Genomic DNA, 24102 nt, shown 5'->3' with positions numbered 1-24102 from the left:
TGATAATCAGGCCGCGCATTTTTTTATCTCCGAAATTCAGAGGCAGTACCATGGAAAACCCGTATCAGGCGCCGCAGGCTGAGCTGGATACGCACAGCGAATCTTCAACTCCCTTCTTCACCACCTCGACTACCAAGTTGATTGTCTTATACATCGCTACGCTGGGTTTATACCGTCTCTATTGGTTTTACAAACACTGGAAAGCGCTGCAGGTTCACGAAGGTCTTAAAGTCGCGCCGGTATGGCGCTCCATATTCAGCATCTTCTTCACGCACTCTCTTTTCAAATATATCGCTAACAGTCATCAGGAACAGGGCCTGGGAACCTGGGGCGCTCACGCCATGATGGCGACCTTGTATGTGCTGATGACGGTAGGGGGCGAGCTTGCCGCCCGTATACCGGCGAGCGACGTTTTTGGCGTCTGGGATATAGCGCTGCTCGTGACGTCTGTTATTCCTCTTTACACGCTGTATGAGGCGCAAACCTATGCAAACCGCGCCAATCAAGATCCTGACGGGGAGAGCAACAGCCGTTTCAGTCCCTGGAATATTCTGTTCATTCTTATGGGGCTCGCTATTTGGGGCGTGGTCGTGTTGGGCGTGCTAGCGCAATACACCGCCATTCTGGGCTGATAATTCCGCACATCTCCCCGGGAGTCATGGTTCGTGACTCCCCAATCTCCCCCTCAAATTCCCCCTCTAAACTCCACTTGGATGGATGTCCGTTCACGTCGTCGCGACTAATGTTACTCCGTGGATGCGCGCGGGTGTTTAACCCCGACGGACCATCCATGTAAGGAGTTAACAATAATAAGCTTGCGGGAGAGCTGACATGGTCATGGATAACGTAAATAACAAGAATGGCGCTAGCAGGTTGGGCGAGGGCGTGAAGCGGCTAGCAATGGCGGCAGCCTGTGCGGGTACGCTGTGCGCCGCCGGCAATGGCTATGGCGAAGTGAATCGTCATGCCTCGGTTATGGTGCATTTATTCGAATGGAGCTGGGAGGACGTGGCGCAGGAGTGCGAACAGTATCTGGGGCCGAAAGGATTTACTGCAGTGCAGGTATCTCCACCGCAAGCTCATATCGGGGGGGCGCAATGGTGGACCCGCTATCAGCCCGTCAGCTATGTGCTGAACAGTCGTAGCGGCGACCGCGAGCGTTTCCAGACCATGACGCAACGGTGCGCCGCGGTGGGCGTGGATGTCTATGCGGACCTGGTGATCAATCATATGGCCTCCACCGGGTTCGACTTTCCTGACGTCCCGTATGGCGTTAATGACTTCCATAACTGGAACTGCGGCGGCATCAACTACGGCGACGCCAATCAGGTCTGGAGCTGCGATCTGGTGGGCTTGAAGGATTTGAAGACCGAAAGCGATTACGTGCGCGGCAAAATCGCGGATTATATGAACGACCTGGTCAGCCTGGGGGTGAAAGGCTTTCGTATCGACGCCGCCAAGCACATTCCGCCCGCAGACATTGAGAATATCCTCAGTCGCGTTCAGGGTTCCCCCTATATCTTTCAGGAAGTAATCCGAGCCTCAGGAGAGGCGGTGCAACCAGAGATGTACACCCATATCGCCGATGTCACTGAGTTTCAGATGGAGCGAGATCTGGCCTGGCATTTTCGTAATGGCCGCATAGCGAACCTGGCTGACTTTTCCCAGTGGGGCGGCCGCGTGGCCAGCAGCGACGCCATGGTGTTTGTCGCCAACCACGACGATCAACGCCAGCACCCGGAATGGGCGCTGACCTGGAATGATCCGCAGGGCATGTACTATCTCGCCCATATTTTTATGCTCGCTTATCCCTATGGCTATCCCAGAGTGATGTCCAGCTATTACTTCAATGACCACGATCAGGGGCCGCCTAATTCCGGTCCACACACCAGCGGCGCCTGCGGCGTGGACTGGGTGTGCGAGCACCGCTGGGGCGGGATTGGAAATATGGCGAAATTCCGTCAGGCCACCGCCGCCAAGGCTTATATTTCCAATGTGTCCCGCGATGGCGACAATCGGCTGGCGTTTGGACGCGGCGGGCTCGGATTTGTGGCGCTGAACAATGACACCGGGGCGTGGAGCGCCTCGCTGAATACCGGTTTGCCGGCGGGAGAATACTGCGACATTCTGCATGGCGATTACGTCAAAGGCGTCTGCACTGGACCCACGGTTTTCGTGGACAACGCGGGCTATGCTTCCATAAATGTCGCCGGCCGCGACGCCATGGCGATTCATGTGGAGGCCAGAGTGGCGGATTGTCCGCAGTGTCAGTCACAAAGGGTGGATGTCTCTTTTACCTGCGATAACGGCCAAACCCAATGGGGACAGAGTGTTTACGCCGTAGGCAGTCTCCCTGAACTGGGCGGTTGGAGCCCCGCAGGCGCAGTCAAGCTCGACCCATCCGCCTATCCGGTATGGAGCGGCGTCATTTCCGTCCCCGCAGGAACGCAGGTCGAGTGGAAATGCCTGAAACGGGACGAAAACAACGCTGGTGCGGGAATTGAGTGGCAGTCCGGAAGCAATACGGTGTTCAACAGTGACTTGGTCAACGCCACTCGCGGCGGCTGGTGAGTGAATAAATCGTGATTGAAAACTCATGATTGAAAGTGAGCCACTGAAAAGACAAGATCCGGCTTCGCCGGGTCTTGTTTAGGCGAGTTTCCGATTTAGGTGAGATTCTGAGTATCCGATTGTAGCTTCGCGCATTTCTCCTGAGTTTCAAAAAGAAAGCTGCTCTATACTTTCCCGTTAATTTATCTGGATACCCGTCCCCCGAATGCGCGATGAGTCATGCTGAACAAGAAAAAATTCCTTACTGAGTTGGCGTTGAAAAATGCGGCATTGTTGTTGGTATTTGCGCCGGCGATGATTCTGTTTACCCTGGATAGCATGCAGCATATGGAGGCGGGTAATCAGTCCGCCATTCTGGCGGTCATCGGGTTATTGATGGCGTCGGCGATTGTGGGGATATTCGAGACCACTTATCAGAAGTCCGTGTTGGAGAAACCGCTACAACGCTGGTTGGCGCACTTGACCAAGGCGTTACTGTATCTTGGTGTGACCGAATTGATGGCCATCGCGATCGCCGCAGTGGGAACCACTTATCCGTTCTGGGACGATCCATTGATCTGGGCGTTATCGCCGATTTATCTGGCCTTGTATCTGTTTGATTGCTGGGACGGCTTGATCGCCGCGGACAGCCTGTCCTGATCATCGTATAGGGCCTGGAATCCAGGGATTCAACAGGCCCTATACGTGAGTGAGCTTATTCCGGAGCCAGGATGCGCAAGGACTTGGAAGGCAGGGAAAGCGTCAATCTATGCTCATTCGTGATGAAAACCTCTCTGCTGAGCAGATCTCTCCAGCGATTTCCCGGCGCGTCCAGCAATCGCGTATCCAGTGACGTGGTAGAGGCGTCTCCACGATTGGCGGCGATGATCAACGACCATTCCTGAGTCGTTCTGGCGAAGCAATAGCTGTCTGCATCCGCCCCTAGATCCAGGTGTCCGCCCCGGCTCAGGGCGGGCGTATCTTTTCGCAGGGCGATCAGGGCTTTACACCAGTTCAGAATGTCCATATCCCAACGTTCCCGATCCCAGGGGAAGGGGCGACGACAGTCCGGGTCTCCTCCGCCGGGCAGCCCGATTTCATCGCCGTAATACAGACAAGGCGCGCCGCTGTAGGTGAAAAGTAGACCCAAGGCCAACTTGTACAGGTCGCGATCGCCTTGCAGCAGGGTGAGAAAACGGGGCGTGTCATGGGTATCCAGCAAGTTAAGCTGGCTCAATTGAATCGGGCAGGGAATCGCCGCGCGCGCCTCCGCCAGCCAGGCGGCGAACTCGCGCCCGTCAATGGCTCCCGGCTGTCCGGAAATATCCAGACCAGCCAACCAGGCGCGAAGAGGGTGGGCGAAACCGTAGTAGTTCATCGCGCCGTCTTCCTGATCGCCTTGCAGCCACTCCGTCGCTTCAAAGAAATGCTCGCCCAGCAGATAAGCCTGCGGCGCTTCCTGTTTGACGCACTCACGCATGGCGCGCATATGCGTTGCGTTATTGTGGGCGCTGGGACCGTCTCCCAGCATATGTACGGCGTCCAGACGCCAGCCGTCGATGGCGTAGGGAGGACGCAGCCAATGGCGAAGAATGGCGTTGTCGCCTGAGTACATGCTGGCCGCCACTTCCGGGTTGGCGTAATTCAACTTGGGCAGGCTTTCGAAGCCTTTCCAGGCGGCGTAACTACCTTCCGAGTCAAAATTATAGAAAGTGCGGTAGTGCTCGTCGCCCGCCTGCGCCTGTTGAAACCAGGGGTGATGGACGGATGTGTGGTTGACGACGGCGTCCAGTATCAGTCGCATATCCCGCGCTTGGGTTTCTTTGCGCAGGCGCAGCAGCGCGGGCTCGCCGCCAAGGCGCGGCTCCACTTGGCTGTAATCATCTGTGTCATAGCGATGGTTGCTGTGAGAAGCGAAAATCGGGTTGAGATAAATCGCGCTGACGCCCAGTTCATCCTGCAAATAGGGTAAGGCGTCAACCACGCCGTACAAATCGCCCCCGAAGAACTCTGACGATCCCTTGGATGGATCTGGGTTGGCGTTCCAGTCGCTGAGGGGCGTCGGCTCTTCATGTGCGTTAAGTTCTTTGTTAATCGCTGCGGAACCACCGTCGCCGATGCGAAACCGGTCTGGAAAGACCTGGTAGAAAACCTGATTCCATACCCATTGTGGCGTTTGTAGGCCCTGTACATGTTTGAAGTGAAAAGAGCGTGAACGAATTCGAGGATGCAGGCCGCCAGCGTCGAGACAAAACTGCCGCTCTGCGCAGATAAATTTGAATAGGTAATAAGTGGTTGCAGCGCCAGGATTAATGGGAATTTCAACCCGCCAGTATTGCGCGTCCGCGGTGGTATCCACTGGCTCCAGGGCAGTTAAATACTCTTCATTGTCCAACTCATAGCGAATCCAGCCGCTGTTAATCGTTGCGCCTGACGCTGTGCGCACGCTGATGCGAAGCCGTCCGTCCTCCAGTATCTCGACATCGGTGAGAGGATGGTGATGGGCGATGAAATCGGTTTGCATCGTAGCGTACTCCGGCGTTAAAAATTAGTCGGGCTTTGTGAAGGCGTTCTGGGTATGCTAGTGACGCAATGCGCGCTTGGCATCAGCCGGCGACCTGCGCGTTCTACGCCCCCCAAGAGAAGGATTCGTCAAAGGCCGGGTATGAGCCAAATTGCGCAGCACTGGCTGCAATTGATCAACGACGCCAGAGCGCAAAGCCGTTATTGCGGCGAAGCGTTTTGTTCGGCTGCGCCGCCGCTTTGCTGGAGCGAAAGTCTGGCGCAGGCGGCTCAGGAACATTGTCGGGATATGGCGGAGAACAACTTTTTCGACCACATTGGCGGCGACGGCTGGCCGGTGGGAGAGCGGGCGACGCGCAACGGCTATGTGTGGTCGCGGGTGGCGGAGAATATTTCTTTTGGCCACCTTCCGGTGGAAGAGGTCATCGTCGGCTGGTTGGGCAGTCCGGGTCATTGCGGCAATATCATGGCGCTGGAATATACTGATATGGGAATGGCGTGCGTCTGCAATGAAAAGGCGCCCGCAAGCAATTATTGGACGCTGGTGCTGGCGCGTCCGTTGTCGTCGAGTTGACCGCGCCCGTTGAGCAAGCGCCATGATCGATAAACAGAGCATGAATAGCGGGGCGATATGAAGATAGCCATAGTCACATGCGACGGATTCAATGAAATGGACTCCTTTATGGCGCTTACCCTGCTCAATCGGGTGAAGCGGCCGGGCTGGCGGGCGGAACTGGCCTGTCCCTCCATGCACGCCTTGTCGATGAATGGCGTCAAGATTACTGCGCAGCGACCGCTGATGTTCGCCAGTGAAGCGGATGCGGTGTTGTTCGGCAGCGGCGTACAAACCCGCGAGCATGTGAAAAATGACAGCATTATGTCGGCGTTTCATCTTGACCCGGAATATCAGCTGATCGGCTCGCAATGTTCCGGCGCTTTGTTTTTACATAGCCTGGGACTGCTGAAGGATACGCTGGTCTGTACGGATGCGACCACGGGACCGGTTTTACAGAGTCTGGGCGCCCAGGTGGTGGAGGCCCCGTTTCACGCCAAGGGAAATATCGCCACTGCGGGAGGCTGCCTGTCCGCCACCTATCTGGCCATGTGGGTGATCTGGCGCAGCCTGGGAGAAGAGGCGGCTAGAGATGCGATCGCCTATGCGGCGCCGGTGGGACAAAAGGAGCTTTATGTAGACATGGCGACCCAGGCGATTGCCGCATTCATCTGATTTCCATGTGGAATAGGTTATAGTGCGCGTTGGGTTAAGTGAGGCGTTCCCGACTTATATCATTAAAACCCACGCGTTGAGGCAGTCCGAGGCGCGGCGAAAAACGGTCGTTATACGGCGGCTCCCTGGTATTAAACGCGTTTAAATCAGAGACATGTATTCGTTAGTCAGATCCAGCAGTGTGTTGATTCTTCTCGCAGCGTTATGCAGCGGGTGTGCGAGCCAGTTCAAGCCGCAAAACGAACCGATTAAGTCCTACAGCAGCGACCACGCCTATAGCTTCCGCACTTACCAGCGCGACAATGACTTGGGGGAAACCCTGTTGATCCTGGCTTTCTCCGGCGGCGGCACGCGGGCTTCTGCGTTGTCCTATGGGGTCATGGAGGAGCTGAAGGACACACGCATTGAAATCGATGGCGTCAAAACCCGCTTGCTGGATGAGGTGGATTATATCTCCGCCGTATCAGGAGGCAGTTTCACCGCGGCCTATTACGGATTGTTCGGCGACAAGCTGTTTTCGGACTACGAGAAAGTATTTCTCCGTCAGAGTGTGCAGGGCGCATTGCTGTGGCAGTTACTGAGCCCGGGATACTGGTGGCGTTCGCTGTTCACCCGCTTTGACCGTACGGAAATGGCGGTTGAATACTATGACAACTATATCTTCAGGGGCAGGACCTTCGCCGATATCCCCTTGAGTCGCCGTCCTTTCATCAATATCAACGCGACGGATCTCAGTCAGGGGAACCGTTTCTCCTTTGATCAGGATACTTTTGATCTGCTGTGCTCGGACCTGAACAAGTTCAATGTAGCGCGAGCGGTGACGGCGTCCTCGGCGGTGCCGGTAGCGTTTCCTTCCATCGTATTGAAAAACCACGGCGGCGACTGCGACCTGAGCGAGTCCGCCATGTTCCGAATGTTGAATGAATCCAAACCGCTGGATATTCGCCAACAGGAACTGGTCAGCGGTCTGCTGTCCTATAACGACAGCAAACAGCATCCTTATATTCATCTGGTGGATGGCGGTATTTCGGATAACCTGGGGTTGCGAGGGGTGATCGACGGTCTGCAGCTGGCTGAACTGGAAAACGCCGCTCAGGATCACACCAAGAAAGTGAAGCGGGTGGCGGTGATTCTGGTGAATGCGGAAGTCCGACCGAAACGAGGCATCGACGAAAGCCCCAACAAGCCCTCCATTACGGACACCATTGACGCAGTCACTAATGCGCAAATCCAGCGTTATAACGTGGAGACCCGGGCGATTCTGCAGGATCAGGATGACCGTATCGTCCGCGGGTTTCAGCGCTTTGGGCGGATTCCCTATTACTTTATCGAAGTCAATTTTCAGTCCTTCTCATCGCCTTCGTTGAAAGAGTTCTTCAACAGTTTGCCGACCTCACTGGAACTGAGTAATCGGGAAATCGACACTCTGATTCAGGCGGGGCGCTCCTTGTTGCGGAATTCAGAGGAGTACTCGGAGTTTCTGGAGAACTTCACGACAGAAATGCCGGACGGGCATATTGAAATCAGGATTGATGATTTAACTGATGAAGATGAGTGATTCTATTCCGCGCAAATGCTGATATCTTTTTCTCAATAACACTCCACGTCATCCATCGGACTTTGTTTATGGCGCAGCGCTTCGTTGTACACGATGGCGGCGCCCGCGTCGGATTTTGCTTGATACAACGCCAGGTCCGCGCTTTCAATTAGCAGTGGCGTCGGGCATTCCGGAGTCACTCGCGTGAAGCCGATATTGACGTTGATTTTGCCGGCGGGGAAGGGGTGAGAGGCGACGTTTTTGCGAAAGCGCTCCAGAGAGGTTTCTACGCCTTCCTTATCCGTCTGATTCACGATGACCACGAATTCCTCACCATCAAAGCGGAACAGCAGGTCGGAAGAACGAAAGCCCTTTTTCAACAGTAACGATATCTGCAGCAGGGTCTCATCGCCATTGCTGCCATTGGCGGGGGTTGCATGGTCGATATCCAGTAGTGCAAGCCAGGAGGACTGGGTTGCTTCCTCAGGTTGCTTCAGATGATAGAAGTCGACCACCTGCTCCAGTGTTCTGTCCATGGTTTGCCGGTTTAGCAAGCGGGTGAGCGGGTCTCTTTCTCTGGCGTCGAGCAACGCCACCTGGTTGCTGTATACGCCGAATAAGCCTCGTATTACTTCAAAGTCATAAGTGCTGACCGCGCCTTTTATCAGGATTATCCTGCGGGGCTCCAAGACGCTGGCGACGTCGTAGTAAATCGTCGGCGCGGCGCTTCCCACCCAATATCCCACGCCGCCGCGAGACTCAGCGGCTATCTTTTTGAGTACGTCTACGTTTTGATTGTCGAAATCATCGTTGCTGATAAGGGGAAAGCGTCGGACCAGCATCTCTTTGCGCTGGTTTGAACTATGGGAGGCCGGCGGCGCGGCGCTGAATATCTCGTAAGCGGAAACCTCATCAACACCTTCGATGCTACGCAGGAGGCTGATCAGATTCTGTGTTAAATCGTGATAAGACTGGTTTTGCAACAACTCAGCAGAGAGCTGGAATGCTTTCTGCAAATCCTCTGTCGACATGGCGGCGTCCTATCCGTCCGGGAATGAACATATTAAGAATAGATGTAATCCCAGTGGGGCGCTATTAAAATTTCCGGTTCTGATTTATGGATAGACGCCCTGGAAGATGAAGCAAGTACCTCTAAATCCCGATGATGAAAAACTGTGTCAGACGATATTTTTCTATAAGCATGAGGTTGATGGCCGTGAGACGGTAGTATCTCGAATCAACTATTTGCTGATGTTAAATACTCCCTGTATGGGCGCCGCAGAGGAAGAAATGCGCAACGTTAAGCAAGTACTGGCAGACGCAGAGAATCCCGAAGAGGACATAAAAGTACTGTTCAGCGTATGTAATTGGCGCCCCCACATCGTGGGCTGTTTGGCGATGTGCTATTTGCCTCGCAACGACACTCTGGTCGAATCCCTATGGGAGTTGCTAGCCGGACAATCCTGGGCGGCTCCGCAGATCGCCGCTACAGTGTCCATGGTCGATAGGAACTTTGCTGGCAACGCCGCCCAAAGGTTGTCCAATACGAGATTGGTCAACACTGGTTTGGAGCTTAATACCGAGCGACGCAAGCTGGTGGGTTCTCTCAACTTGGTAAAGAGTTTCCTGGCGCTATGGAGTTTGCTGGAAGAAGTTGACGCCGAGGCGGATGTATTGCATCAAACGAGGCTTATTGAGCTCAAACAAGACTTGGAGCGCCTTGAGCGGTCTCCCGCCTCAGACATCGCCATAAACTGGAGAAGACAGTTGCAAACACTGATGCGCAGCGTTCCGCCTGAGCAAATATAAACACATTGTCCGGCGCGAAATTCCGATATCGCAATCTTTACAATAACTCTGCGCTGGAAGTGCTAGGATTAATAGCATTCAATTAAAATTAGCATTGGTGAATGCTATTGAAAGAAGGTGGTCTGGATGGCAATGGATACCGAGACCTTCGCCTCTATTCTGGCGAATATGCGGGAACGTTTCCTGCAGGAGCTGGATGAGCGTTGCAATAAGCTGGAAGAGTTGATTCTGACGCTGGAAAGAGATGGCGCGAATAAGGAAGTGTTCAACGAACTTTATCGCGGTATCCATAATGTGAAAGGGGCGGGGGGCACTCATGGCCTGAATGTGGTGACCACCATTTGCCACCAATTGGAAAGCTTTCTTGCCGAGCTGGGCGCCAACGCCGCTCTGGACGCCAGCTCCGCCAACAATGCACTGGCTTATCTTGATCTGCTGCGCCGGGTCAGCGTGGTTCACCGCAGCGAACTCATGCAGCAGTCAGACATCGAAAGTGAGCTGGAGCATCTGAACCACCGGGTGCTGGAAAAACGCAAATCCGGCTTACTGGCGGAGTCTTCACAAACACTGGCCAGTTACTACCAGCAAGCGCTGGAGCCTCTTCCGGTGCGCCTGGTATGGGAGCAGAACGGCTTGAGCGCATTGGGACGCCTGCTGCGAGAACACTTCGATTTCATTATCGCTGGCGGCGAACTCAAAGAACTCAACAGCCTTGCGGTCGTCGCCGCTTTACGGGCATCGCAAACCCGCAACCACAAAATCCCCGCCATACTCATCACCAGCCGCCAGGGCCTCAAAACGGAAGAAACCCAATTCGACGCCATCCTCTCCAAAAATAAAGAACTGCCGGAAAACTTATTGTCAGCGGTGCGGAAAGCGCTGTCGTTGTGATTTTTCGACCTGCAATCAGCCGTCTGGGCAGTTTAGCAACGTAACCGAGATAGGCTGGTGCTCATTCAGCGCCTTGGCGTCTGTTTTAAACCGCTCTTTTCCGAACACCGTTTCAGACTCGCCACATTGAGCCCTTACAGTAAACTCCCCCTGACTAAATCCCAAGTAGGACTCTTCTGTAATCTGGTAACTAATACGACCACCAGCTTCCACTGATACCCGAGGAAACTTAAATCTGTAAGGGCTATCCGGCGTACTTCGAATTTCCAGAATGGTCAGCGGCAGGATTGATGGGTTACTTATTTCAATCGTTTCAGAAAGCGGAATATTAATATTTGGCCGTTGGTAATTGCAGCATCCCGACAGCGTAATGGTCGTAATGAAGAATAAGGCGGTGTTAGTCAGTCTCATATTTACTTAAACGCGTCGCAGTTATCAATGACGATTAATAGCCGATACGTTGGCTTAGTTGAAGCTTCGACCCGGAATCGGCTCCCAGGAGCCTGACTGTTATCAAACTCGCCACATACGCCGCTAACAAAATATTGGTCAGACACAATGGCGTCAAAGCTGTTTACGGCGACATTTGCAGTTTCAGACAGCTCCCCTGGGCTTAAGGACATGCTTCTGGTTGTAAAACCTGCGACTCTGGTATCAAAGTTATAGACAGTTCTGATATATACGTCTTGGTCTGTTTGGTTTTTGACGACCAGATCCACAGGAACAAAGCTGTTGTATTGATACGGGCCATCAAGGCAACAGCCGCCGAGGAGAATAGGTAAGAGTAAGAGAAAACCCCTGCTCACTCACCCTCCGTGGCGCATTGGCTGAACTCTATCTCCACACTTTGTAAGGCGGCGGTATCATCGGAGGTAACTGATACAGACTCTTTTCCAAAATATCTTTCCGCCATGGAGCATTGATAGCTAACTTCGAAATCCCCAGCTTTGACAAGCGAATATGTCTTCTCCGACACTGGAAACGAAACTGTCTTTCCTGAGGCCAGTTGAGTCGGTGGGAAGGAAAAAATACGCTGCTTACCTTCCTTTGACTGCAGTTTTGTGATGATCAGAGAACGGTGTTCTGGTCAAATCCCACCGGACACTTTCTTTAGAGAGTTTTCATAATTAACCGGCGACATATCATTGTTCGCCGTATGCAGTCTTTCGAGGTTGTAATACCTCATGTAGGCTGCGACATCCTGCTTCATGTGTTCCCGGGTGGGCTGGGGGATTTTTAATATCCAGTCATGCTTAAGGCTACCAAAAAAGCGTTCAACCACCGCATTGTCCCAACAGGCTCCTACATCGCCCATACTTGCCCTGATTTCATACTTTTCCAGCAGTTTTCGATAATGTCCGCTGGTGTACTGAGAGCCCCGGTCACTATGGAATACCAGGCCCTTGGGCGGCTTCCGCAAATTGTAGGCCTTGATCAGCGCCTGGCTGACCAGGCTCGTTGTCATGCGCTTATCGATGCGCCACCCGACGATCCTTCGGGAATATAAATCCATGACAATGGCCAGATATATCCAGCCTTCTCCTGTTTTCAGATAGGTCACGTCGCCAGCCCAAACCTGATTGGGCGCGGTAGGATTAAAATTCTGATTCAACAAGTTATCCGCCACCGCATGATGGTGTTTGCGCCTTGTAGTGGCTTTGTAAGCAACGCGTTGCGTGACCTGAAGACCAAGCCGCCTCATGAGCTTGCGAACCCGGTAGCGTCCCACCTGAAAGCCTTCTTCGCGTAGCTTCTTCATCATCTCTCGACTGCCCAGACTGCTTCGAGAAGCGTTAAACAGTCGCTTCATTCGCCGATGCAGATGCAGCTCATCAAACCGGATCACCGGCGCGGAGCGCCGTCGCCAGGCATAGAATGCTGATCGACTTGCACGCAGAGCCCGGCAAAGCACTTTCACAGGGAAGCGATTCGACTCTGCCTGAATGAAGGCGAACTTTATTTCATTTCTTTCGCGAAGAAGGCCGAAGCCTTTTTTAGAATTTCCTTTTCCATGCGCAGCTCTTTGTTTTCTTTGCGAAGCCGTTTTAACTCGGCGCGCTCGTCTTCAGCCAGAACCTGATTTTCAAGCTGAGCTTCAATCTTTTCCTTCCACTTGTAGAGCATATTGGCGCTAATGCCGAGGGATTTAGCCGCTTCTGGGACGGAATAACCTTGGTCGCGCACCAAGGAAACGGCCTCTTCTTTAAACTCTTTTGTATACTGCTTATACGACTTTTTCTGACTCATGCTGACACCTTAATCGTTGACGGGTATTGTCTCTTATTAATGTGTCCGGGACTATTAGACCACTACACGGTCAGATACGTTTCTCAATGTAAGCTCAGCTGTTAAAGGGATATCTACGTCCGGAATATAAGTTGTGCAGCAACCTGTGATACCTGTCGATAAAAGAAAAAGCAGGCTTATTACCGAGGTTTTCATGTGGCTTCCTTATAAATTTTCCTGTGGGTGAAAATAGCTGCAATCATCAATGATTATTGTGGCCAGCCAGTATTTTTCTGATTGCTCAAGCCTGAAGTTTACGCCTGGGGCTGGCTGTTTCTCTGCGCTTCCGCAAGCGCCTACGATGTAAAACTTCTTCGCCATAATGGCGTCATAGGAAGTGACCGTCATTTGTATTATTTTTGACTCTTCGCCGGGAGATAAAGTCATACTTCCAACTGAAAAAGCGGCATCTGCATCTTCTGACGCAAAAAAGCTATTGATATATACCTTGTTATTTGTGCTGTTTCTAATTATTACGTTAGCAGGGAATAAGCCGCTGTGTATGTATGATTCGCCAGTGCAGCAGCCAAACAAAGCGATGGGGAACATACTGATTAGAGCTAATTTTCTCATTTTGAAAATGACTCGCAGCTATCTATTACGACCAGTGCATATTCCTTCTCAGCTGACGCTTCGACTCTGAAACGATTCCCTGGCGCTTCATCATTGTCAAATTCGCCACAAGATCCGCTTATGAAAAAGTACTGATCCGAAATGGCCTCGTAACCTCGCCTGGTGATATTGATGGTATCCGTTTCTTCATTTGGGCGTAGGGATTGTCCAGGTATGGAAAAACCTGCGACTTCGGTGTCGAAGTTATATAGAAGTCTTATATTAACCCGGTAATCTGTTTTATTGATTACGACTAAGTCTGCAGGGACAAAGCTGTCATGCTGAAGTTGACCATCGAAGCAACATCCGTATGCAGTCATGGAGTATAAAATAAAGAGAAGTTTTTTCATGGCGGCGCTTGATAGGAAGAGTCGCGATCTATTGCTGTTTTATGAAGCTGTTACAGTTGTCAAAACTATAAATGGTCTTCCAACTATAGGGTGTTTTCATGCGGCATTTTCAGGCTACATAAATTGGTTAGCTAAAAGAATAGAGCGTAGAGTCTAGCCTGAAAAATCGAAGACAAGGGACAAGGGACAAGGGACAAGGGACTTGAGCAGCCCCTCGCACCTGCTATTTGCTCAGTTGCTTAATAAAGGTTCTATATCCGCTCCACCTCTACACCGATACCCATATGGTCGGTGATGGCTACGGCTTCCCAGCTTTGGTGGCTGGTGGGAGCGAACTGAGAAAGGTAGATCAGGCGATTGACTCTAACTGATTGGGTATTGTAAACCGCCACGTCGTATTTTTTGGTTCCTGTGCTGTTGGTGCCTTGAAACTCTCTATTGTGAGCGTCGAAGGGTTGTATCGATGGGCCTGTGTGCGCATCAGCGAAGGTTTGTCCCAGGGCTTCGCTGACTACGGTGTGGGTAAAGTCGTTACTTCCCTGGTTGGTGTCGCCCATGATGATGTCGATAACCCCTGCGTTGCTTTGCAGTAATTGGTTGCGAATGGCGCCGTAAAATACCTTGGCTGCGTCTGCTGATTTGGCGACTGAGTTGGGAACGTGTACGAAGACCGCCAGGACGCCGTAGCTCTTTATGGCGATCCAACCCTGGCCGTCGCCCACGAAGCGATGCTGGCTGTTATTGGTGGCGTGCACACTGAAGCAGTTACATGCTTTGGCGGGCGTCGACGTTTTGAATATCGGGCCGGCGCTATTTTTCAGTGTGGCCCATTCTGCATGCTCGCTGTTCAATTCGCCAAAAACCATCAGGTCGCAACTCTGTCCGAAAGCTTGGCCTAAATGTTGATGATTCAAGCGCGCCTTGCCTTCCACCAGGCTCCGAAAGGAAGCGTTATCGTGCTGTCCTTTATTCATTTTCCCTGCTGACGCCGTAGAAATCATCTGGGAAGGGCCATGAAGCAGTTCATGCGGTTCGACGTTGGGATTCGTCGGCGGCACCAGCAGCCAGGGGCCCTGATGATTAGTAGCGGAATGATCGTGAGTCATCCGTGTAAAGTGTTGCGAGTTTGATGCGCTGACGCCATGGTCGCTACTGGCGTTGGAGTTTAACGACTGATATGCAAAGACTGGCATGTCCTGTTACCACTTACTGTGTACATTTGAGATTGTTTGAAACAGTATGAAGGGCAGGGAGAGGCAATCTTTGGCGCGTACTCCGTTACACTTTATCCGTTTCTTGTGAGCCGACATTTATGCTTCTCAAGCGATTGATATGCAATGAAAAAATAACGAAAAGCCGCCGTGCGTCACATAATAATTCGTTAGGCTTACGCCTGAGTGTTCGGTCAGGCGTAAGCGACTTTTATTTCACCCGCGCCATCAGCTTATTATCCAGCGTTGCGATGTAATCATAGCCGTATGCGCCTCTTTCCAAGTTGTCGTAAAGCGACTGTGAAAGGTTTTTGTCTACTTCTTTCGAGCACGCGGCTGCAGCCAGGGCGATAGTGGCGACGGTGTCCGTATCCCCCGTGTAAGCGATGCATTTAAGCAGAATGGACTTGAGGTCGTTTTCCGCTATGACCGCCGTGATGGCGGCGCGAGTGGAATCCACGCCCAAGGCGCCGACTTTACCTTTCCAGGGGACATTCCAGTCGCCGGGGACTTTGGAGGCGATGTATTCGCCAAGGTCCTGTTTCGGGCCGAGGTCGTAAATGAAATAGTGCGTCATCAAAGCGGCGGCGAGGGCGGCGTTTACGCCGAGCGGGGTGTTATGGGTGACTTTCGCCTGTAGCGCGCAATATTCGATGACTTGCTTCTCATCCGCCAGGACGCCGATGGGACTGGCGCGCATGGCGGCTCCACTTTTCTCGCTGTCGGGTTTGATGCGCTCCAGGAACTCCTCCGCCGTCTCTACGCTACAGAGAAAATCATAGAAGCCTTTGGCGTAGCCCTCCCTCTGATCACGCTTGAAAGCGTTAAGAAAGTAGCCAGCGAGAATAGTCTCGTTCCAGTGCTGTTCGGCGATCAGGGCCTCCGCCACGGCGATCGCCATTTGAGCGTCGTCGGTGTACTGGCCCGGCAGAATAGTGGTGTGTCGCTGGTGTTGGATGTACTGCTCGCCGAAGTTGTTCTCGCGCACAATCTTGTTGGAAGCGTATTCGAAACCAGCGCCGTAAGCGTCGCCGATAGCGAGTTCTAATAACATGTTGAATCCTTCTGCTAATTCGAAAAAGGCTTGATCAGTCGCTGCAACGATGAATCTGATCGGCTTTGGCGGCGCATCCGCTATTTCTGCGGTATCCACGCCAGCGTTAACCGGCCGTTAACCCGTTTCCCGATAGGATGTCGCCATTGTCGTATCAATCATATCGGGGTTGACGAAATTGTCCGTAGTACTTCAATTCAAACGATGCATTATTCCAGCGCTGCTGCTGTCGTTGACCGCCTGCAGTTTGACGCCGGTTAAGCAGGCAGGCAACCTGGAAAATATAGAAACGCCCGCCGCCTGGGATCAGGCGCTGGGTGAGGGCGTCTCGCTGGAGAGTCTGACAGACCTGATTGCCGACGCGCAATTACAAGGCCTGTTGCAAGAGGCTATGCAGGCCAATCCTGACTTGCGTCAGACGGCGTTGCGCTTGCGTGAAAGCGGGTTCAGTCTGACGGCGCAGAACGCTTCCCGCATACCCGAAGTGTCCGCCAGCGCCAAAGGCGAGCGTTCTGGAAGCGACGAGGTGGACGCCCACAGCACCTACTCGGCCGGCTTGAACTTGTCCTGGGAACTGGATATCTGGGGGCGCCTCAGCGATCAAAGCAACGCTGCGCGCGAAGACTATGCCGCCGCGGAAGAAGACTTGAACGCCGCTAAAGCCTCCCTGGCGGCGCAGGTAATGCAAACCTGGATTGCCTTGTCCGCTGATCAGAGCCGGCTGGCTATTCAGCAGGCGCGTATAGACAGCCTGCAACTCACCGAAACCACCATTCTGGAGCGGTTTCAGAGCGGACTTGGCGACCTCGCCGATCTGGATGCGGCGCGTTTATCCACCGCCAACGCCAAAGCTCAGCTGGAACAACTGAGCCAAACCTATCATGACCGCCTGCGTACGCTGAATGTGCTGTTGGGAAGATTACCGCAAACGCCGAATCAAACCGCGGAAATCCTGCCGGAGGTGACGTTGCCTCAGGCGGATACGCCTATGCAGGTGATTGGCGCGCGGCCGGATTTGCAGGCCGCCTATCGTCGAATTCTGGCGGAAGACGCTCGCGCCAGCGCAGCCTACAAGAACTTGCTGCCTGGTTTTTCCCTGTCCGCTTCTTTATCCGACAGTGGAGAACGCGTGAGCGACCTGTTCCAGCAAAGTCCGGCCTGGAGCCTGCTTGGCTCAATGACGGCGCCTTTGTTTAACGGAGGAAAAATCAAAGCTAATGCAGACGCACAGGCCAGTGTGGCGGAGCGGGCTTGGTGGAACTATCGGGACACCCTGCTGAACGCTCTCAATGAAGTGGAAAGCGCATTGGAAAGCGAACGTCGCTTGAGCGCGCAGCAAACTCACTATCAAAGCGCCAGGGAGCACGCCGAATCCAGCCTTAGCCACTATCAGGAGTTGTACTCCCAGGGGCTGGCGGACATCACTGATCTTCTGCAGGCGCAGCGCAGCCTGTTCGACGCCCAGACCCAGCTGCTGGAAACGCGCCGCGACCGTATGAGTAACCGAATTACACTGGGCCTGGCCCTTGGACTGACATTATGAACGCCATCGTAAAACCCTCTCCCGAAGACGCGGCGCGTAGCGCTGCAAATGCTGACGCCAAAGCTCGCCGACGCAGAAAAGCCTGGGTGTCTCTGCTGGCGCTGACGACGATTCCACTGGCGCTGTGGGCGACCGCCTACGCCATCAACAACAAGCCGGCGCCGATGCAGAGCGAAAAGCATCAGAGTCTGCCCGCGGTGACGGTGATTGAAAGCACCCCTGGCGCTTATCCCTACCAGCTCAGGTTGAACGGGGAAGCGACGCCGGAATATGAGCTGAAGCTAAAAGCGGATGTGGCCGGCAAAGTGACTGAAGTGGGAAAGGTATTCACCGCAGGAGCGCACGTCACCAAAGGGGAATTACTGTTCGTTATCGACGCCACCGATTATCGCGCAGCGCTCGCCAGCGCCAGGCAGACGCTCGCCGAAGCCGATTACGCGTTGCAGCAGGAGCAGCGCGAGGCCGAGCAGGCGGAAAGAGACTGGAAGCGTTCCGGCATTAAAACGCCGGCGTCGGACTTAACCTTGCATAAACCGCAACTGGCCAGCGCCAAAGCCAGGTTCGAAGCCTCTCAGGCGGCGGTGGAGCAGGCGAGTAAGAATCTGGCGCGCACCCGGGTCATTGCGCCATTCGACGGCGTGGTGGTCAGCCGTAGCGTCGCTTTGGGGGATTATGTCAACGTAGGCGCGGAAGCCGGAACCCTGTATTCCGTCGAGGCGGTACAGGTGCGCCTGTCCCTGACCCAGCACCAGTGGGGAATGCTGCAGCAAGACTTGCCGGAAACAGTCACCCTGCGCTCCATCGAAGAGGACGGCGCCGCCTGGAGCGCCCAGGTGGTGGGGCTGGATAATTATATCGACGCCTCCACACGTCTGCGGGGGCTGCTGGTGGAGGTCAAGCAGCCGTTGCAGCAGGAAACTGCATTGCTGCCAGGCGCGTTTGTGGAAGCGGAGATTCGCGGCGCCGATATGGACAACGTGTTGAAAGTGCCGGCGTCTGCGGTGACCGCAGGCGGCTATCTGTGGTACGTGGATCAGGACGACAAGCTGGCGCGGGAAACGCCGGGCATTCTGTTCACTGGCGAAGATTCTATCTATGTGAAAGCGGAAAGCGCCGCCACCCTGGCGGTGGTGCGTAATCCTTTGGCCGGCTACGCGCCGGGCGCGCAGGTTCACCCTGTGCGGGAGACGGCGCAATGAGTTCCAAACAGTTTAACGCGGGCGGGGGTTGGGTCGCCTGGTTCGTGCGCAATCCCGTTGCCGCCAACTTGCTGATGGCGGTGATTCTGCTGGCTGGCGTAGTGACCGCATTTGAATTGCGCAAGGAAGGCTTTCCCTCCTTGCCGCCGGATGAAGTCACCGTCAGCGTCAGCTACTCAAGCGGCTCCGCCAAAGCAGCGGAAGAGGGCGTCGCCATCAAGATCGAAGAAGCCTTGCAGAGCGTGCAGGGCATCAAGCAGATCACCAGTAAATCCTCCACCTCGTCGGTGACGGTGACGATTGAGAAAGAGAGCGACTACGACCTCGATAAGCTCAATCAGGACGTCAAAATCCGCGTGGACGCCATCAAGAATCTGCCGGAGGCGGCGGAAAAGCCGGTCATCAGCCAGGCGGAGCATGTGGATCACGCCATTTGGGCGCAGCTTTATGGCGATGCGGACCAGGACGTGCTGCAGGATCTGGCGGAGCAGCTGCGCGATGAACTGCTCGCGGATGCGGAAATCAAGCGCGTGACCACCTATGGCGATCGCACGCCGGAAATTACTGTCGAGATCAGTGAAAGCCGGTTGCAGGCCTATGGTCTGACGCTCTCCGATGTGGCCGCCGCCATCAACGGCTCTTCACTGATTCGCAGCGGTGGCGAATTACGCAGCGCGGACGGTTATATGGTCATCAAGGCCGATGATCAGAAATACCGCCGCCGCGACTTTGAAAGCATCGTGGTGAAGGAGCAGCTCAATGGCGCGCGCGTCACTCTGGGGGACGTCGCTCAGATCAATGACGCCTATGACGATACGCCGGTGCTGTCCCGTTTCAACGGCGAGCCCTCTATCGCACTGAAAGTGGAGATGATCGGCGATTCCGACATCATGAAAGTCTCTGAGCGTGCGGAACAGATTACCGAAGCGTTTCGTGAAAACCTGCCGCAAGGCGTTTCCAGCGCAACCTGGTATGACAAAAGCAGCGCCATCGCTGATCGTTTGAACCTGATGTACAAAAACAGCTTCCAGGGCATTCTGCTAGTGCTGGTTCTGCTGGCGTTGTTTTTGAACTTCCGTGTGGCCCTGTGGGTCGCCGCTGGCATTCCGATTTCCATTGCCGGCGCCGTATTTTTGATGGGGGACGGTCTGTCCGCCATGACTATCAACTCGCTTACGACCTTTGGTTTCATCATGGCGCTGGGTATCGTGGTGGATGATGCGGTGGTGATTGGCGAAAGCATTCATACCGAGCAAAGCCTGCGCGGCGCCAATGTAGCCAGCACCATCCGTGGCGTACAGCGGGTGTTGGTTCCCGCCACCTTTGGCGTGTTGACTACGATCGTGGCGTTCGCCGGCCTGCAACTGGTGGAAGGCAAGATGGGGCAGCTGTTCGCCCAGTTCGGCATCGTGGTGATCTTCTGTCTGGTGTTTTCTCTGATTGAGTCCAAGCTGATTTTGCCGGCTCACTTGGCCCATGTGTGGGAAAAGAAACAGCAGGGACGTAAGCACTTCGCCGCGCGCTGGCTGGAGGCGGTGCAGGAGAAAGTACGATCGGGCCTGGAGCACTTCACCCATCGCTACTATCGCCGCGCCTTGCATGTGCTTTTGGAATACCGTTACGCCACGCTGGCGGCGATGCTGGCGTTGTTTATCGTCGTCGCGGGGCTGATACCCTCCGGCGCGGTGCGCTTCGTGTTCTTCCCCAATGTGCCGGGAGATGTCATCAACGTGCAATTGACCATGCAGGACGATGTCGGATACGGCCTGACCCAGCGCGAGGCGCTGCGTATCGAGCAGGCGGCGCAGGATCTGAACGCTGAGTTAATCGAGTCGAAGCAGATGGAAACGCCAATCATCGCCAACCTGCAAGTGAGGGTGGCGTCGGAAACTGACGTGTCCATCACCGCGGAACTGGCGGAGCAGAAGCAGCGTGCACTGAGCATCGACGAAGTGGCGACCCTGTGGCAGAAGAAAGTCGGCGCAGTAGAGGGCGCGCGGTCAGTGAAGTTCATCACTGCGTTTGATGGACCGGAAGACCTGCGCGTTGAGCTGGCTTCCAATGACAACCAAACCCTGACCCTGGCCAACGACAGACTGATCGCCGCGCTGCAAGAATACGCCGGGGTGGAGAATATGGAGAGCACCCTCAAGGTCGGTCAGCCGCAGATTACGCTGTCGCTGACTGATTCCGGGCGCGCGCTGGGATTGACTACGGCGCAGTTGTCCGCCCAGGTGCAGCAGAACTTTCAGGGGTATGAAGCGCAGAGCTTTCAACGGGGCAAGGACGAAGTGAAAGTGAAGATTCGTTATCCCTCCAGTGATCGCAGTCATGTGGACGATCTGGTCAACGCCCGCGTGCGCACTGATGACGGACGCGTGCTGCCGCTGCTGAGCGTGGCGAAACTGGAGTCTTCCTATGTCGCCAACGAAATCACCCGGGTGGACCGCAAGCAGGTGGCGGTGGTGACGGCGGATGTAGACAAAAACATTACCTCGCCTCAGGAAATTCTCACGGCGTTGCAGAGCGGCGAGCTGCGTAAACTGCAACTGGATTACCCGGGCCTGACGGTCAATTTCGGCGGCGAAGCGACGGAACAGGCGGAAACCAGCGCCTCCTTCATCAAGGCGTTCGCCCTGGCGTTGTTCGGCATTTATGCGCTGCTGGCGATTCCCCTGCGCTCATACGGGCAGCCCTTGATCATCATGACCGCCATTCCGTTTGGCGTGGTGGGAGCGATTCTGGGTCATTGGATGGTGGGCATCTCTATGAGTCTACTGTCCCTGTTCGGCGTGTTGGCGTTATCCGGCGTCGTGGTGAACGACAGTTTACTGATCGTGGCGGAATTCAATGAAGCGCGCCAGAGCGGAATGGCGGTCAAAGAGGCGGTGAAGCACGCCTGCGCCAGCCGTTTGCGCGCCATCTTGCTGACTTCCAGCACCACTTTCGTGGGACTGGCCCCATTGATATATGAAACGTCCGTACAGGCGCAATTCCTCATCCCGGCGGCGGTGGCGCTGGGATACGGTATACTTTTCGCAACGGTCATCACTTTGGTGTTGATCCCGGTATTGCTGGCTATCAGTGAGGATATGCGCAGCCTGATTGGCGGACGACGCCATGAGGCGGGCGACAACGGCGCGGCCAGTACGGTTTTGGGCGCGCCCGATGAAGCGGTTTGATGATGGGAAAAAGACTATGAGCGGCCATTTGCGAGTGCTGCTGGTGGAGGACGACATCGATCTGGCCACCACCGTGCTGGATTATCTGGCGCTGGAGAACATGAGTTGCGATCACGCCGCCAATGGCGTGGCGGGCTTTAATCTTGCTCGAGCCAACGCCTACGATGTGATGCTGCTGGATATCAATATGCCGCGCATGAACGGGTTGGCCATGTGTCGCAAACTGAGAGAAGAGGGCGTGGATACCCCGGTGCTCATGCTCACCGCGCGAGACACCCTGGACGACAAAGTAGAAGGCTTTCGCGCCGGCACTGATGATTATCTGGTGAAGCCGTTCGCCTTTGCAGAGTTGATTGTGCGTTTGCAGGCGTTGTCCCGCCGCCGCAGCGGCCAGGCGCGTTTGCTGACGGTAGGGCCGTTGCAGATGGATCTGGATCAGCGGCAGGTGCGGCGCGAGGGCAAGGCGTTGACACTGACGCCTACAGGCTGGCAGTTGCTGGAAAAGCTGATGCGACACAGCCCGGGCGTGGTGAGCAAGAGCGATCTGGAACAGTTGTTATGGCCGGATTCGCCGCCGGACAGCAATGCATTTAAAGTGCATTTATACAAACTGCGCATGGCGGTGGACAAACCCTTCGCCAGTGCGCTGATTCATACCGTGCCGGGGCAGGGCGTCCGTTGCGGTGAGGCGGTGCGCGATGGAGAGGAGGTGGTTTGAAGTTCGCTAAAGAGTTCGGCGTCAGACGGGTTTTCCGCTATTACCTGCTGGGGATCGCGACCCTGATTGTGATCATCTACACCCTGTTGCTGAAAGAGTATTTCGGACGCGGTCTGGAGCAGGCCATGACGGTGGAAATGTACTTTTTGGCTCAGGATTACGATCAGCGTCTCGCCAATAATCCTGAGGCGGAATTGCCGTCAGGTCTGTATGTGCAGTCTTATCGGGACTGGTCTGCGGTGCCTGAGCCCTATCAATCGCGGCTTGAGCAGTCCGAGTTGGTTTCCGCTGATCTGGAGGTCCTGTTTCGCAATGAAACCTCAGAGCCGAAAGCCCCGGGGGACATCTACTTCCTGTTTCCTTTTCATCTGTCGAACGACGAATGGCTCTACATCACCCGGCATCCTACGCCGGGCGCGCTGCAGCATGACGTACGTCATCAGATCTGGCGCATTCGCGTGAGTCAGATCATTCTGGCGCTTGCGGTGATCCTCAGCGTTATCATTCTCACGCATCTGTTTTTGCTGTATGTGGGGCGACGTGTGGACCGGTTGGCGCACTGGGCGCATAACCTGAATCTGGATACCCTGACGGAAAAACCGCCGCAGATGGGGTTCGCGGAATTTTCGGATATTGCCGAGAAGCTGCACAGCGCCTTCGCCCGACTCCGCACCGCTCTGCAGCGGGAGAAGGACTTTTTACGGCACGCCAGTCATGAGTTGCGCACGCCTATCGCGGTGGTGCGCAACAATGTCGAGCTGCTGCAACGCCGCAATCCGCCGGAAGAACTGACCCAGTCGCTGGCGCGTATCGAGCGCGCCGCTTATGGCATGCAAAGCATGACGGAAACACTTCTGTGGTTGGGACGGGAGCAGCGGGAAGGCGCGCCCCGTCGCGACGAGGACTTGGCGGCGGCGATTCGCGAGCAGATCGACTTCCACCGTTATCTGCTGCACAGCAAGCAGGTGTCGGTCACTCTGGATGCGCCGGACACATGGGTGACGCCGATAGCCATTACGCCCTGGACCATCATCTCCGCCAATCTGGTTCGCAATGCGTTTCAGCATACCGCAGCGGGTTCCGTCACTGTGACTCTGAGTGAGAGCAGCCTGGTTGTTCTCAACGTTGACGAAGAGGTGGATGGGCCCTCTGACGTAACAGAGCGGGAGGAAAGTAACCGCATTGGCCTCAAGCTTTGTCAGGAAATTGCCGAAGCCATGGCCTGGTCGTTACAAATCGAGCGCCGACCGGATGGGATGCGAGTGGAACTCAGGTTTGAAGAGGCGCGGATTAAATAGAGTTTATTTTTCCCCGGATGTTGGAGCGCCGCCTTGCAATATGGATGTTACAAGGTATAAATTGCCCAGACAGCGTGGCAGTTACTAAAGTACACCTAAATATTCAAACCT

General features: G+C 54.6%; 21 protein-coding genes. 13 read left to right on the top strand and 8 right to left on the bottom strand.

Annotated features, from left to right (window positions below; all coding sequences use genetic code 11):
- Positions 1-50: 50 nt before the first annotated feature.
- The 3 genes from ACQYWX_RS19195 to ACQYWX_RS19185 all read left to right on the top strand — a co-directional run bounded on the left by ACQYWX_RS19195 (position 51) and on the right by ACQYWX_RS19185 (position 3210).
- Positions 51-632, top strand: a complete 582-nt coding sequence (locus ACQYWX_RS19195; protein WP_431685989.1) for a hypothetical protein — start codon at positions 51-53, stop codon at positions 630-632.
- A gap of 205 nt (positions 633-837) precedes the next feature.
- Positions 838-2571, top strand: a complete 1734-nt coding sequence (locus tag ACQYWX_RS19190; RefSeq protein WP_431685988.1) for a carbohydrate-binding module family 20 domain-containing protein — start codon at positions 838-840, stop codon at positions 2569-2571.
- A 219-nt stretch (positions 2572-2790) separates the two neighbouring features.
- Positions 2791-3210 carry a hypothetical protein gene (locus ACQYWX_RS19185; RefSeq protein WP_216740313.1) on the top strand — a complete coding sequence of 140 codons (420 nt, stop codon included), beginning with the start codon at positions 2791-2793 and terminating at the stop codon, positions 3208-3210.
- A gap of 55 nt (positions 3211-3265) precedes the next feature.
- Here ACQYWX_RS19185 and malZ read toward each other — a convergent pair whose 3' ends face one another.
- Positions 3266-5074 carry a maltodextrin glucosidase gene (gene malZ, locus ACQYWX_RS19180; protein ID WP_431685987.1) on the bottom strand — a complete coding sequence of 603 codons (1809 nt, stop codon included), beginning with the start codon at positions 5072-5074 and terminating at the stop codon, positions 3266-3268.
- Between the two features lie 141 nt (positions 5075-5215).
- Between malZ and ACQYWX_RS19175 the strand changes: the two genes are divergently transcribed.
- From ACQYWX_RS19175 to ACQYWX_RS19165, 3 genes are all read left to right on the top strand, one after another.
- On the top strand, positions 5216-5647 hold the full coding sequence (locus ACQYWX_RS19175; RefSeq protein WP_431685986.1) for a CAP domain-containing protein: 432 nt from the start codon (positions 5216-5218) through the stop codon (positions 5645-5647).
- Positions 5648-5704: 57 nt separating this feature from the next.
- Positions 5705-6301: a DJ-1/PfpI family protein gene (locus tag ACQYWX_RS19170; RefSeq protein WP_431685985.1), complete on the top strand. Its 597-nt coding sequence runs from the start codon at positions 5705-5707 to the stop codon at positions 6299-6301.
- Positions 6302-6482: 181 nt separating this feature from the next.
- The gene (locus ACQYWX_RS19165) at positions 6483-7859 is read left to right on the top strand and encodes a patatin-like phospholipase family protein (RefSeq protein ID WP_279507516.1); all 1377 of its coding nucleotides are present in this window, start codon (positions 6483-6485) and stop codon (positions 7857-7859) included.
- A 32-nt stretch (positions 7860-7891) separates the two neighbouring features.
- On the opposite strand, the gene ACQYWX_RS19160 is transcribed toward ACQYWX_RS19165, so the two are convergent.
- The gene (locus ACQYWX_RS19160; RefSeq protein WP_431685984.1) at positions 7892-8869 is read right to left on the bottom strand and encodes a GGDEF domain-containing protein; all 978 of its coding nucleotides are present in this window, start codon (positions 8867-8869) and stop codon (positions 7892-7894) included.
- A gap of 106 nt (positions 8870-8975) precedes the next feature.
- On the opposite strand from ACQYWX_RS19160, the gene ACQYWX_RS19155 reads away from it, so the two are divergent.
- Both ACQYWX_RS19155 and ACQYWX_RS19150 read left to right on the top strand, forming a co-directional pair.
- A complete protein-coding gene (locus ACQYWX_RS19155; RefSeq protein ID WP_431685983.1) occupies positions 8976-9647 on the top strand; it encodes a hypothetical protein in 672 nt (223 codons plus the stop codon).
- Positions 9648-9773: 126 nt separating this feature from the next.
- A complete protein-coding gene (locus tag ACQYWX_RS19150) occupies positions 9774-10538 on the top strand; it encodes an Hpt domain-containing protein (protein ID WP_431685982.1) in 765 nt (254 codons plus the stop codon).
- 15 nt (positions 10539-10553) lie between these two features.
- Here ACQYWX_RS19150 and ACQYWX_RS19145 read toward each other — a convergent pair whose 3' ends face one another.
- The 6 genes from ACQYWX_RS19145 to ACQYWX_RS19120 form a co-directional block, all read right to left on the bottom strand.
- Positions 10554-10949 (bottom strand): hypothetical protein, encoded by a 396-nt coding sequence (locus ACQYWX_RS19145; protein WP_431685981.1) that lies wholly within the window; start codon positions 10947-10949, stop codon positions 10554-10556.
- A gap of 676 nt (positions 10950-11625) precedes the next feature.
- A protein-coding gene (locus tag ACQYWX_RS19140) for an IS3 family transposase (protein WP_431685671.1) occupies positions 11626-12785 on the bottom strand; the annotation gives its coding sequence in 2 pieces (ribosomal slippage) (positions 11626-12521 and positions 12521-12785; 1161 coding nt in all).
- A 204-nt stretch (positions 12786-12989) separates the two neighbouring features.
- The gene (locus ACQYWX_RS19135) at positions 12990-13397 is read right to left on the bottom strand and encodes a hypothetical protein (RefSeq protein ID WP_431685980.1); all 408 of its coding nucleotides are present in this window, start codon (positions 13395-13397) and stop codon (positions 12990-12992) included.
- Positions 13394-13786, bottom strand: a complete 393-nt coding sequence (locus tag ACQYWX_RS19130; protein WP_431685979.1) for a hypothetical protein — start codon at positions 13784-13786, stop codon at positions 13394-13396. Before ACQYWX_RS19130 ends, ACQYWX_RS19135 begins: the two co-directional genes overlap by 4 nt.
- A gap of 251 nt (positions 13787-14037) precedes the next feature.
- Entirely contained in the window at positions 14038-14979 is a 942-nt protein-coding gene (locus ACQYWX_RS19125) for a hypothetical protein (RefSeq protein WP_431685978.1), read from the bottom strand.
- A gap of 229 nt (positions 14980-15208) precedes the next feature.
- Complete coding sequence (locus ACQYWX_RS19120; protein ID WP_431685977.1) at positions 15209-16051, bottom strand: ADP-ribosylglycohydrolase family protein; 843 nt, start codon at positions 16049-16051, stop codon at positions 15209-15211.
- A 178-nt stretch (positions 16052-16229) separates the two neighbouring features.
- Between ACQYWX_RS19120 and ACQYWX_RS19115 the strand changes: the two genes are divergently transcribed.
- The 5 genes from ACQYWX_RS19115 to ACQYWX_RS19095 are packed head-to-tail and all read left to right on the top strand — an operon-like array spanning position 16230 to position 23991.
- Entirely contained in the window at positions 16230-17594 is a 1365-nt protein-coding gene (locus ACQYWX_RS19115; protein WP_431685976.1) for a TolC family protein, read from the top strand.
- Positions 17591-18793, top strand: a complete 1203-nt coding sequence (locus tag ACQYWX_RS19110) for an efflux RND transporter periplasmic adaptor subunit (protein WP_431685975.1) — start codon at positions 17591-17593, stop codon at positions 18791-18793. Before ACQYWX_RS19115 ends, ACQYWX_RS19110 begins: the two co-directional genes overlap by 4 nt.
- A complete protein-coding gene (locus ACQYWX_RS19105; RefSeq protein WP_431685974.1) occupies positions 18790-21975 on the top strand; it encodes an efflux RND transporter permease subunit in 3186 nt (1061 codons plus the stop codon). The genes ACQYWX_RS19110 and ACQYWX_RS19105 overlap by 4 nt, the downstream gene beginning before the upstream one ends.
- Before the next feature lie 16 nt (positions 21976-21991).
- Positions 21992-22693, top strand: coding sequence for a response regulator transcription factor (locus tag ACQYWX_RS19100; protein ID WP_431685973.1), 702 nt, complete (start codon positions 21992-21994; stop codon positions 22691-22693).
- Entirely contained in the window at positions 22690-23991 is a 1302-nt protein-coding gene (locus tag ACQYWX_RS19095) for a sensor histidine kinase (RefSeq protein WP_431685972.1), read from the top strand. Before ACQYWX_RS19100 ends, ACQYWX_RS19095 begins: the two co-directional genes overlap by 4 nt.
- Positions 23992-24102: the final 111 nt, after the last annotated feature.

The organism is Hahella sp. NBU794, assembly GCF_050749805.1.
Classification (GTDB): Bacteria; Pseudomonadota; Gammaproteobacteria; order Pseudomonadales; family Oleiphilaceae; genus Hahella.
The sequence above is the reverse complement of the archived record's forward strand: the minus strand, read 5'-3'. Positions and strand labels throughout refer to the sequence as shown.

What these genes read in the sequence shown, in the direction of transcription:
- ACQYWX_RS19195 (WP_431685989.1), top strand. Translation starts at nt 51, where the DNA reads ATGGAAAACCCGTATCAGGCGCCGCAGGCTGAGCTGGATACGCACAGC.
- ACQYWX_RS19190 (WP_431685988.1), top strand. Translation starts at nt 838, where the DNA reads ATGGATAACGTAAATAACAAGAATGGCGCTAGCAGGTTGGGCGAGGGC.
- ACQYWX_RS19185 (WP_216740313.1), top strand. Translation starts at nt 2,791, where the DNA reads ATGCTGAACAAGAAAAAATTCCTTACTGAGTTGGCGTTGAAAAATGCG.
- malZ (WP_431685987.1), bottom strand. Translation starts at nt 5,074, where the DNA reads ATGCAAACCGATTTCATCGCCCATCACCATCCTCTCACCGATGTCGAG.
- ACQYWX_RS19175 (WP_431685986.1), top strand. Translation starts at nt 5,216, where the DNA reads ATGAGCCAAATTGCGCAGCACTGGCTGCAATTGATCAACGACGCCAGA.
- ACQYWX_RS19170 (WP_431685985.1), top strand. Translation starts at nt 5,705, where the DNA reads ATGAAGATAGCCATAGTCACATGCGACGGATTCAATGAAATGGACTCC.
- ACQYWX_RS19160 (WP_431685984.1), bottom strand. Translation starts at nt 8,869, where the DNA reads ATGTCGACAGAGGATTTGCAGAAAGCATTCCAGCTCTCTGCTGAGTTG.
- ACQYWX_RS19155 (WP_431685983.1), top strand. Translation starts at nt 8,976, where the DNA reads ATGAAGCAAGTACCTCTAAATCCCGATGATGAAAAACTGTGTCAGACG.
- ACQYWX_RS19150 (WP_431685982.1), top strand. Translation starts at nt 9,774, where the DNA reads ATGGCAATGGATACCGAGACCTTCGCCTCTATTCTGGCGAATATGCGG.
- ACQYWX_RS19145 (WP_431685981.1), bottom strand. Translation starts at nt 10,949, where the DNA reads ATGAGACTGACTAACACCGCCTTATTCTTCATTACGACCATTACGCTG.
- ACQYWX_RS19135 (WP_431685980.1), bottom strand. Translation starts at nt 13,397, where the DNA reads ATGAGAAAATTAGCTCTAATCAGTATGTTCCCCATCGCTTTGTTTGGC.
- ACQYWX_RS19130 (WP_431685979.1), bottom strand. Translation starts at nt 13,786, where the DNA reads ATGAAAAAACTTCTCTTTATTTTATACTCCATGACTGCATACGGATGT.
- ACQYWX_RS19125 (WP_431685978.1), bottom strand. Translation starts at nt 14,979, where the DNA reads ATGCCAGTCTTTGCATATCAGTCGTTAAACTCCAACGCCAGTAGCGAC.
- ACQYWX_RS19120 (WP_431685977.1), bottom strand. Translation starts at nt 16,051, where the DNA reads ATGTTATTAGAACTCGCTATCGGCGACGCTTACGGCGCTGGTTTCGAA.
- ACQYWX_RS19110 (WP_431685975.1), top strand. Translation starts at nt 17,591, where the DNA reads ATGAACGCCATCGTAAAACCCTCTCCCGAAGACGCGGCGCGTAGCGCT.
- ACQYWX_RS19105 (WP_431685974.1), top strand. Translation starts at nt 18,790, where the DNA reads ATGAGTTCCAAACAGTTTAACGCGGGCGGGGGTTGGGTCGCCTGGTTC.
- ACQYWX_RS19100 (WP_431685973.1), top strand. Translation starts at nt 21,992, where the DNA reads ATGAGCGGCCATTTGCGAGTGCTGCTGGTGGAGGACGACATCGATCTG.